The sequence below is a fragment of the Streptomyces sp. NPDC031132 genome, assembly GCF_055570595.1.
This window is the reverse complement of the sequence record NZ_JBVIGX010000026.1, coordinates 103,714-111,378: the sequence shown is the minus strand read 5'-3', so window position 1 is coordinate 111,378 and position 7,665 is coordinate 103,714. Positions and strand designations below refer to the sequence as shown.

The 7,665-nt window shown below is 73.0% G+C and carries 8 protein-coding genes; 2 read left to right on the top strand and 6 right to left on the bottom strand.

Annotated elements, in window-relative coordinates; all coding sequences use genetic code 11:
• Window positions 1–127: 127 nt before the first annotated feature.
• Window positions 128–295 (bottom strand): hypothetical protein, encoded by a 168-nt coding sequence (locus tag ACZ49B_RS29495; protein ID WP_158710036.1) that lies wholly within the window; start codon window positions 293–295, stop codon window positions 128–130.
• Window positions 296–385: 90 nt separating this feature from the next.
• The gene (locus tag ACZ49B_RS29490) at window positions 386–550 is read right to left on the bottom strand and encodes a hypothetical protein (protein ID WP_159047224.1); all 165 of its coding nucleotides are present in this window, start codon (window positions 548–550) and stop codon (window positions 386–388) included.
• A 102-nt stretch (window positions 551–652) separates the two neighbouring features.
• Here ACZ49B_RS29490 and ACZ49B_RS29485 point away from each other — a divergent pair, with 102 nt between their 5' ends.
• Both ACZ49B_RS29485 and ACZ49B_RS29480 read left to right on the top strand, forming a co-directional pair.
• Window positions 653–2,443 carry a S9 family peptidase gene (locus ACZ49B_RS29485; RefSeq protein WP_468311641.1) on the top strand — a complete coding sequence of 597 codons (1,791 nt, stop codon included), beginning with the start codon at window positions 653–655 and terminating at the stop codon, window positions 2,441–2,443.
• 55 nt (window positions 2,444–2,498) lie between these two features.
• Window positions 2,499–3,311 carry an SURF1 family protein gene (locus tag ACZ49B_RS29480; protein WP_468311639.1) on the top strand — a complete coding sequence of 271 codons (813 nt, stop codon included), beginning with the start codon at window positions 2,499–2,501 and terminating at the stop codon, window positions 3,309–3,311.
• Here the strand turns inward: ACZ49B_RS29480 and ACZ49B_RS29475 are convergent.
• The 4 genes from ACZ49B_RS29475 to ACZ49B_RS29460 form a co-directional block, all read right to left on the bottom strand.
• Window positions 3,283–4,380: a hypothetical protein gene (locus ACZ49B_RS29475; protein WP_468311637.1), complete on the bottom strand. Its 1,098-nt coding sequence runs from the start codon at window positions 4,378–4,380 to the stop codon at window positions 3,283–3,285. The two genes, ACZ49B_RS29480 and ACZ49B_RS29475, sit on opposite strands and share 29 nt — an antisense overlap.
• Window positions 4,377–5,141, bottom strand: coding sequence for a SigE family RNA polymerase sigma factor (locus ACZ49B_RS29470; protein ID WP_468311635.1), 765 nt, complete (start codon window positions 5,139–5,141; stop codon window positions 4,377–4,379). Before ACZ49B_RS29470 ends, ACZ49B_RS29475 begins: the two co-directional genes overlap by 4 nt.
• A 171-nt stretch (window positions 5,142–5,312) precedes the next feature.
• Window positions 5,313–6,389, bottom strand: coding sequence for an aspartate-semialdehyde dehydrogenase (locus tag ACZ49B_RS29465; RefSeq protein WP_468311633.1), 1,077 nt, complete (start codon window positions 6,387–6,389; stop codon window positions 5,313–5,315).
• Complete coding sequence (locus ACZ49B_RS29460; RefSeq protein ID WP_468311631.1) at window positions 6,386–7,660, bottom strand: aspartate kinase; 1,275 nt, start codon at window positions 7,658–7,660, stop codon at window positions 6,386–6,388. The genes ACZ49B_RS29465 and ACZ49B_RS29460 overlap by 4 nt, the downstream gene beginning before the upstream one ends.
• Window positions 7,661–7,665: the final 5 nt, after the last annotated feature.

Here is a 7,665-nt window from a genome sequence, read left to right as displayed (position 1 = left end):
CCCCCCCCCCCCCCCCCCCCCCCCCCCCCCCCCCCCCCCCCCCCCCCCCCCCCCCCCCCCCCCCCCCCCCCCCCCCCCCCCCCCCCCCCCCCACGCCCGGTGAATCGGCAACGGCGACGGCAGCGGCTCAGCCGCGCTTGGCCTGGGCCTTCTGCTGCATGCCCCTCGTCTTCGCCGCGACGGACTGCACGTCTCTGACCGCGGCCTTGGCGCGCGCCTCGGCCGCCGTGTTCTTCGCCCGTTCGTGCGCGCGCTCCGCGGCCTGCGCCGTGCCGGTACGAGCCTTCCTGGCCATGATCACTCCTCCTCGGGACACGCCGGAGGGCCTACGCCCTCCACTGTCCCTCCGTTCGGAGGAGGCGGCATCCGGGACGGAGGACCGGGATCAGCCGCGCCCGCCCTTACGGCGCTGCTCGCGCATCCGGTCTTCCTTCATGGCCTCCGTCTGGGCCTGTCGGACGTCCTCGATCAGCTGCGCCGGCTTCTGCGGGGTCCCGGACTCCGACGACCGAAGGTTCTCCTGAGTCGACTCCTTGCGCTTCTTCGCCATGATCGCTCCTCACTGGAAAACGGCTGGGTGGGACCCCGCCCACGCTGCCCCCTCCGGCCCTTCACGACCATCCGGCAGCGCCAATCGGGTTACATGAGGGGTATGACTGACAACACGGCCATGCCGGACTGGGAGAAGCGCTTCCGGGCGCCGCGCGTCGGGTTGCCCGACTGGGCCGAGGACGCACCGGACCGCTCGCTCTTCGTCTCGAACGCGACCGGCACTTACGAGCTCTACGCCTGGGACCGCGCCACCGGCACGCAGCGGCAGGCCACCGACCGCCCCAACGGGACCACCGACGGAACCCTCTCGCCCGACGGCGAGTGGATCTGGTGGTTCTCCGACACCGACGGCGACGAGTTCGGCACCTGGGTGCGCCAGCCCTTCGCGGGCGGCCCCGACGAGCCGGCCACCCCCGGGCTGGAGCCCTCGTACCCCGGTGGGCTCGCCATCGGGCGGGACGGCACCTCGGTCGTCGGCCGCTCCACCGACGAGGACGGCTCGACCATCCACGTGGTGCGGCCCGCCGCCGAGCCCGTGGTGATCTACCGGCACCGGGAGTCGGCCGGCGTCGGCGACCTCTCTTACGACGGCACCCTGATCGCGATCGAGCACACCGAGCACGGGGACGCCATGCACTCGGCCCTGCGCGTGGTCACCCTCGACGGCGTCACGGTCGCCGAGCTCGACGACTCCCGCGGCGGCACGGTCGAGCTGGGCCTGGAGGTGCTCGGCTTCGCGCCGGTCGCCGGCGACACCCGGCTGCTGATCGGCCACCAGCGGCGCGGCCGCTGGGAGCCGATGGTGTGGGACGTGGCCACCGGCGCCGAGCAGGACCTGGCGATCGAGCTGCCCGGCGATGTGAGCGCCGAGTGGTACCCGGACGGCTCCGCCCTGCTGATCGCGCACAGCTTCGAGGCGCGCAGCGAGCTCTGGCGCTACGACCTGGCCGCTCAGGAGCTCGCCAGGGTGGACACCCCGCCCGGCACGGTCTCGGGCGCGACGGCCCGGCCCGACGGCACGGTCGAGTACCAGTGGTCCTCGGCGGCCGAGCCCTCCTCCGTACGGTCCACCGCGGGCGGGATCGTCCTGGACCCGCCGGGGTTCCGGCCGCCCGGCTCGGTGCCGGTGGAGGACGTGTGGGTCGACGGCCCCGGCGGGCGGATCCACGCGCTGGCGCAGCGGCCCGTGGGCCACGGCGACGGCCCCTTTCCGACCATCTTCGAGGTGCACGGCGGGCCCACCCACCACGACAGCGACTCCTTCGCGGCGACCCCGGCGGCCTGGCTGGACCACGGCTTCGCGGTGGTCCGGGTCAACTACCGGGGCTCGACGGGGTACGGCCGTGAGTGGACCGACGCCCTCAAGCACCGCGTCGGCCTGATCGAGCTCGAGGACGTCACGGCCGTCCGGGAGTGGGTGGTGGCCTCCGGCCTCGCCGACCCGGCGCGCCTGGTGCTCTCGGGCGGCTCCTGGGGCGGGTACCTGGCGCTGCTGGGCCTGGGCATGCAGCCCGAGGCCTGGGCCGTGGGCCTGGCCGCCGTACCCGTGGCCGACTACGTCACGGCGTACCACGACGAGATGGAGGCGCTGAAGTCCTTCGACCGCACCCTCTTCGGCGGCACGCCGGAGGAGGTCCCGGAGCGGTTCGAGGCGTCCTCCCCGCTCACGTACGTCGACGCGGTGAAGGCTCCCGTCCACATCGCGGCGGGCGTCAACGACCCGCGCTGCCCGATCCGGCAGATCGAGAACTACGTCGACCGGCTGGCGGCGCGCGGGGCGGTGCACGAGGTGTACCGGTACGACGCCGGGCACGGCTCGCTCGTCGTGGAGGAGCGGATCAAGCAGGTCCGGATGGAGCTGGAGTTCGTGCAGAAGCACCTGCCGCAGTAAGGCGTGACGTGGCCCCGGCCCCGGTGATCCGGTGCACCCCCCGTACGGTGGTGGGGTGCACCGGTTTCTCCTGACCCCGCGGTGGTGGGGGATCAACGTCTTCGTCGCGCTCGCCGTTCCCGTCTGCCTGTTCATGGGGACCTGGCAGCTCGGCCGGTTCGAGGACCGCGTCGACAGCCACAAGGAGGCGGCCGGGGCGCGCCCCGCCGACCAGGTGGCCGCACCGCTGGACTCGCTGCTCCCGGTGGACAAGAAGACCTCCGGACGCCTCGCCTCCGTCTCCGGCGAGTACGCCGACCAGCTGCTGGTCCCCGAGCGGCGGCTCGACGGGAAGTCCGGTTTCTACGTACTGACCCTGCTGCGGACCGACACCGGCAAGGCCGTCCCGGTGGTCCGGGGCTGGCTGCCGGGCGCTGCGGACGCGGCGCGGGCTCCGGCCGCACCGACCGGGCGGGTCGAGGTGACGGGCGCGCTGCAGGCCTCGGAGAGCGCCGGCAGCAAGGGCGTGTACGCCTCGGGCGGGCTCCCGGCCGGGCAGCTCGGGGTGATCGGGGCGGCCTCGCTGGTCAACCTCGTTCCGTACGGGCTGTACGACGCCTGGCTGACGGTGCAGACCCCGGCGGACGGGCTGACCCCGGTGCCCGCGCAGGCGCCGGTCAACACCGGGCTCGACCTGAAGGCCTTCCAGAACCTCGGCTACACCGGCGAGTGGTTCGTCTTCGCCGCCTTCGTGCTGTTCATGTGGTTCCGGCTCTACCGCCGCGAGGTGGAGACCCTGCGCGACGCCGAGGCGGGGCTGCTGCCGGAGTCTGCCGTACGGCAACCGACGCCCGCCCCGGCTACGGCTTCGGCGCGTCCAGCGGAATGACGCCCGTCCGGTAGACCGTTCCCCCGCACGCGGCGGGGATCGTCGTCTGCGTGGTCGGCGCCCCCGGCAGCGCCGTGTTCGGCGTGTGGGTCACCTCGACCCCGGTGTCCGGGGCGGTACCGCCGCTGTCCGGCACCGGGCCCGCCGCAGCGGCGCCCGAGGTGCGCTGGCCGGTGTCCTGGGCGCCGTCCACCGGGGGCTTGGGCCCCGGGTCGGGCGAGGCCGCCGGGCAGGACTGCGCCGAGGGCACCCACGCGAAGCGGACCTCGTACGCCGTGTGCGGCTGGAGCAGCAGCAGCGGCGCCTCCGCCGAGGGGTCGGGCAGTCCGGCCGCCGGATCCCCCTCCGTGTGGCCGACCACGCTGACCCCCGAGCCCTGGCCGGGCGCCGAGGCCGTCACCGAGGCCGCGGTCACGGTGTCCGGGCCGGTGACGGTACAGCCGCGCGCCGAGACGTTGGTGACCTTGAAACTGCCGTACACCTTGCCGTCGGCCTCCGGGGCCTTGGCAGTGCCCTGCACACCGAGCTGCTCCGCGCTGCAGCCGGGCAGTCCGGTGGCCGCCGCGGGGGGCATCGGGCCGGTGCCGGCCGAGGCGCCCGCCGAGCTTCCCGCGGTGTCCGGTCCTGCCGTACCGCCGCCGGTCGGGGACCCTCCGTACTCCAGGTCCCGGTGCTCGCCCGCGCCGCCCGTCTCCATGCCCTTGCCGGCGGTCTCGGCGGACTTGGACGGGGAGCCCGAGCCGTTCTGGTGCGGGTCGGAGGTGCTTCCGCCCGCCGCGGCGCCGGGCTCCTCGCCGTGCCCGGCCATGGCGGAGTGGTCGGCCGTGCCGCCCTCGCCGCCGGTGATGTGCAGGTGCAGGGCCGCCGGGATCGCCGTCCCGGCCAGCAGCACGGCCGCCGCCGCCCCGACGAGGGCCTGCCGCTTGCGGGTCCTGCGGACGGGGACGGCGTACCGCAGCCGCTCGAGCGCGCCCTCGGAGGGCTCCAGGCCCTCGACGGCCCCGCGCAGCAGGCTCCGCAGCGCCTGCTCCTCGCCCGCGCCGCCCGGCGGAGTGTGGTCGTCCATCATGACTGCGCAGCCTCCATCGCCACCCGCAGCGCGGCAATGCCCCGCGATCCGTACGCCTTGACCGAGCCGAGCGAGACGCCGAGCGTCTCGGCGACCTGGGCCTCCGTCATGTCCGCGAAGTACCGCAGCACCAGCACCTCGCGCTGGCGCCGCTGGAGTCCGCGCATCGCCTTGATGAGATCGTCCCGTTCCAGCTGGTCGTACGCGCCCTCTTCGGCACTGGCCATGTCCGGCATCGGCTTGGAGAGCAGCTTGAGGCCGAGGATGCGGCGGCGCAGCGCGGAGCGCGAGAGGTTGACGACGGTCTGGCGCAGATACGCCAGTGTCTTGTCCCGATCGCGAACCCGGTTGCGGGCCGAGTGGACGCGGATGAACGCCTCCTGGACGACGTCCTCGCAGGAGGCGGTGTCGTCGAGGAGCAGCGCGGCCAGGCCGAGCAGCGAGCGGTAGTGGGCCTGGTAGGTCTGGGTGAGGTGGTCGACCGTGGTGCCGACGACGACGGCCGGCTCGGCGGCGACCGGCTCGGCGGCGGTGGACGCCTCCTCCCCGCTCCCCGCGGCCTCCGCGCTATCGCGGGGCGCGGGCACGCGGCCGCCCCGGGTCGGTACGGCGGCGGGCGCAGCGATCGGCGGTACCGCGGACTGCGGGACGGGAACGATCACCGGGCAGCCACCGGACGCGGGCACACGGGAACGCCGGCGCGGCGCACTGATTGCGCTGCGCGCCGGTACGACGGCGAAGTCGAGAAGTGCCTCTGCCACGCCAGTTGGACACGCGTCCCCCTACCAGGGTTGTACGCGCGAGGCAGCCTCACCAGCAAAATCCCCATTGCCCTCATGCGTACCCGCTCTTCCTGATTGCCCCGCCCGTCCCCAGGCGGCAGTCAGGCCATCACCTTGATCAAGGGATCAGCACTGATCCTACAAAGTGAATTACGCGAATTCACCAGCGATCAGTTCCGCGATCTGAGCGGCATTCAGCGCGGCCCCGTTGCGGAGATTGTCGGCGCACACGAAGAACTCGAGGGAGCGCGGATCGTCGAGCGAAGCCCGCAGCCGCCCCACCCATGCCGGATCCGTCCCGGCCGCGTCCACCGGAGTCGGGAACTCCCCCGCCGCCGGGTCGTCCACGACGACCACGCCGGGTGCGGCCTCCAGGATCTCCCGGGCGTGCGAGGCGTCCACCTCGGCCTCGAACCGCGCCCGTACGCTCAGCGAGTGCCCGGTCAGCACGGGCACCTGGACGCAGGTCACCGCCACCGGCAGCGCGTCCAGGTGCAGGACCCGGCGGGTCTGCGCCCGTACGGCCAGCTCGTGCGAGGACCAGCCGCCGTCCCGGAGCTCACCGGACCAGGGGACCACGTTCAGGGCGAGCGGGGCCGCGAACGGGCCGGCGTCCTCGCCCACGGCACGGCGCACGTCCCCGGTGTGCTCCCCCAGGGAGGTCCCGGCGACCAGCGAAAGCTGGCGGCGCAGCGCCTCGGACCCGGCCCGGCCGGCCGCGCTCGCGGCCTGGTACGAAGACACGGTCAGGTCGGCCAGCGCGTACTCGGCGTGCAGCGCACCCAGGGCCGCGATCATCGAGGCGGTGACGCAGTCCGGGCTCGCGACGATCCCGCGCGGCCGCATCCGTACGGCCTGCGCATTGACCTCGGGCACCACCAGCGGCACCTCGGGGTCCTCCCGGAAGGCCGCGGACTGATCGACGGCGACGGCTCCACGCGTGACGACGACGGGAGCCCAGCGGGCCGAGACCTCGGCCGGGGTCAGGAACAGCACCACGTCGCCCTGCCCGAAGCCGTCGAAGGCGTCCTCGGTGAGGGCGAGCACCTCGCTCTCCTCGCCGCGCACGGCCAGCATGCGGCCGGCCGAGCGCGGGGAGGCGATCAGGCGTATGTCGCCCCAGATGTCCGCCCGCTGGGACAGGATCTGGAGCACCACGGAGCCGACTGCTCCGGTCGCCCCGACCACGGCGAGCGCCGGAGCCGGGGTCGACCGGGTCGCGGTCATCGTCCGGTGCCTCCGTAGACGACGGCCTCCTCGCTGTCGGAGTCGAGGCCGAAGGCCGTGTGCACGGCGCGGACGGCCCCGTTGACGTCGTCCTGGCGGGTCACGACCGAGATGCGGATCTCGGAGGTCGAGATCAGCTCGATGTTCACGCCCGCGTCGGACAGCGCCTGGAAGAACGAGGCGGTGACGCCCGGGTTCGTCTTCATGCCCGCGCCGACCAGGGAGATCTTGCCGATCTGGTCGTCGTAGCGCAGGGAGTCGAAGCCGATCTTGCCCTTCGCCTTCTCCAGGGCCTCGATGGCCTTGTGGCCCTCGGCCTTGGGGAGGGTGAAGGAGATGTCCGTCAGGCCCGTGGACGCGGCGGACACGTTCTGCACGATCATGTCGATGTTGATCTCGGCGTCCGCGATGGCGCGGAAGATCGCCGCGGCCTCGCCCGGCTTGTCCGGGACGCCGACGACCGTGATCTTGGCTTCGGAGACGTCGTGAGCGACTCCGGAGATGATGGCGTGCTCCACCTGCTCGTCCCCTTGCGGATTCTCGTTGCTGACCCAGGTGCCCGGCAGTCCCGAGAAGGACGAGCGGACGTGGATCGGGATGTTGTATCGGCGTGCGTACTCGACACAGCGGTGCAGCAGCACCTTGGAACCGGAGGCGGCGAGCTCCAGCATGTCCTCGGACGAGATCCAGTCGATCTTCCGGGCCTTCTTCACGACGCGGGGGTCCGCGGTGAAGACGCCGTCGACGTCGGTGTAGATCTCGCAGACCTCGGCGTCCAGCGCCGCGGCGAGCGCGACGGCGGTCGTGTCCGAGCCGCCCCGGCCGAGGGTGGTGATGTCCTTGCTGTCCGCCGACACGCCCTGGAAGCCGGCGACGATGGCGATGTTGCCCTCGTCCAGCGCAGTGCGGATCCGGCCCGGCGTGACATCGATGATGCGCGCTTTGTTGTGGACCGAGTCGGTGATGACGCCTGCCTGGCTACCGGTGAACGACTGGGCCTCGTGGCCCAGGTTTTTGATCGCCATGGCCAGCAGGGCCATGGAGATACGCTCTCCGGCGGTCAGCAGCATGTCGAATTCGCGCCCGGCAGGCATCGGGGATACCTGCTCGGCGAGATCGATCAGCTCGTCCGTCGTGTCGCCCATCGCGGATACCACGACGACCACCTGGTGGCCGTTCTTCTTGGCGTCCACGATTCGCTTGGCGACGCGCTTGATGCCTTCGGCATCGGCTACGGAGGAGCCTCCGTACTTCTGCACGACAAGGCCCACGTGCG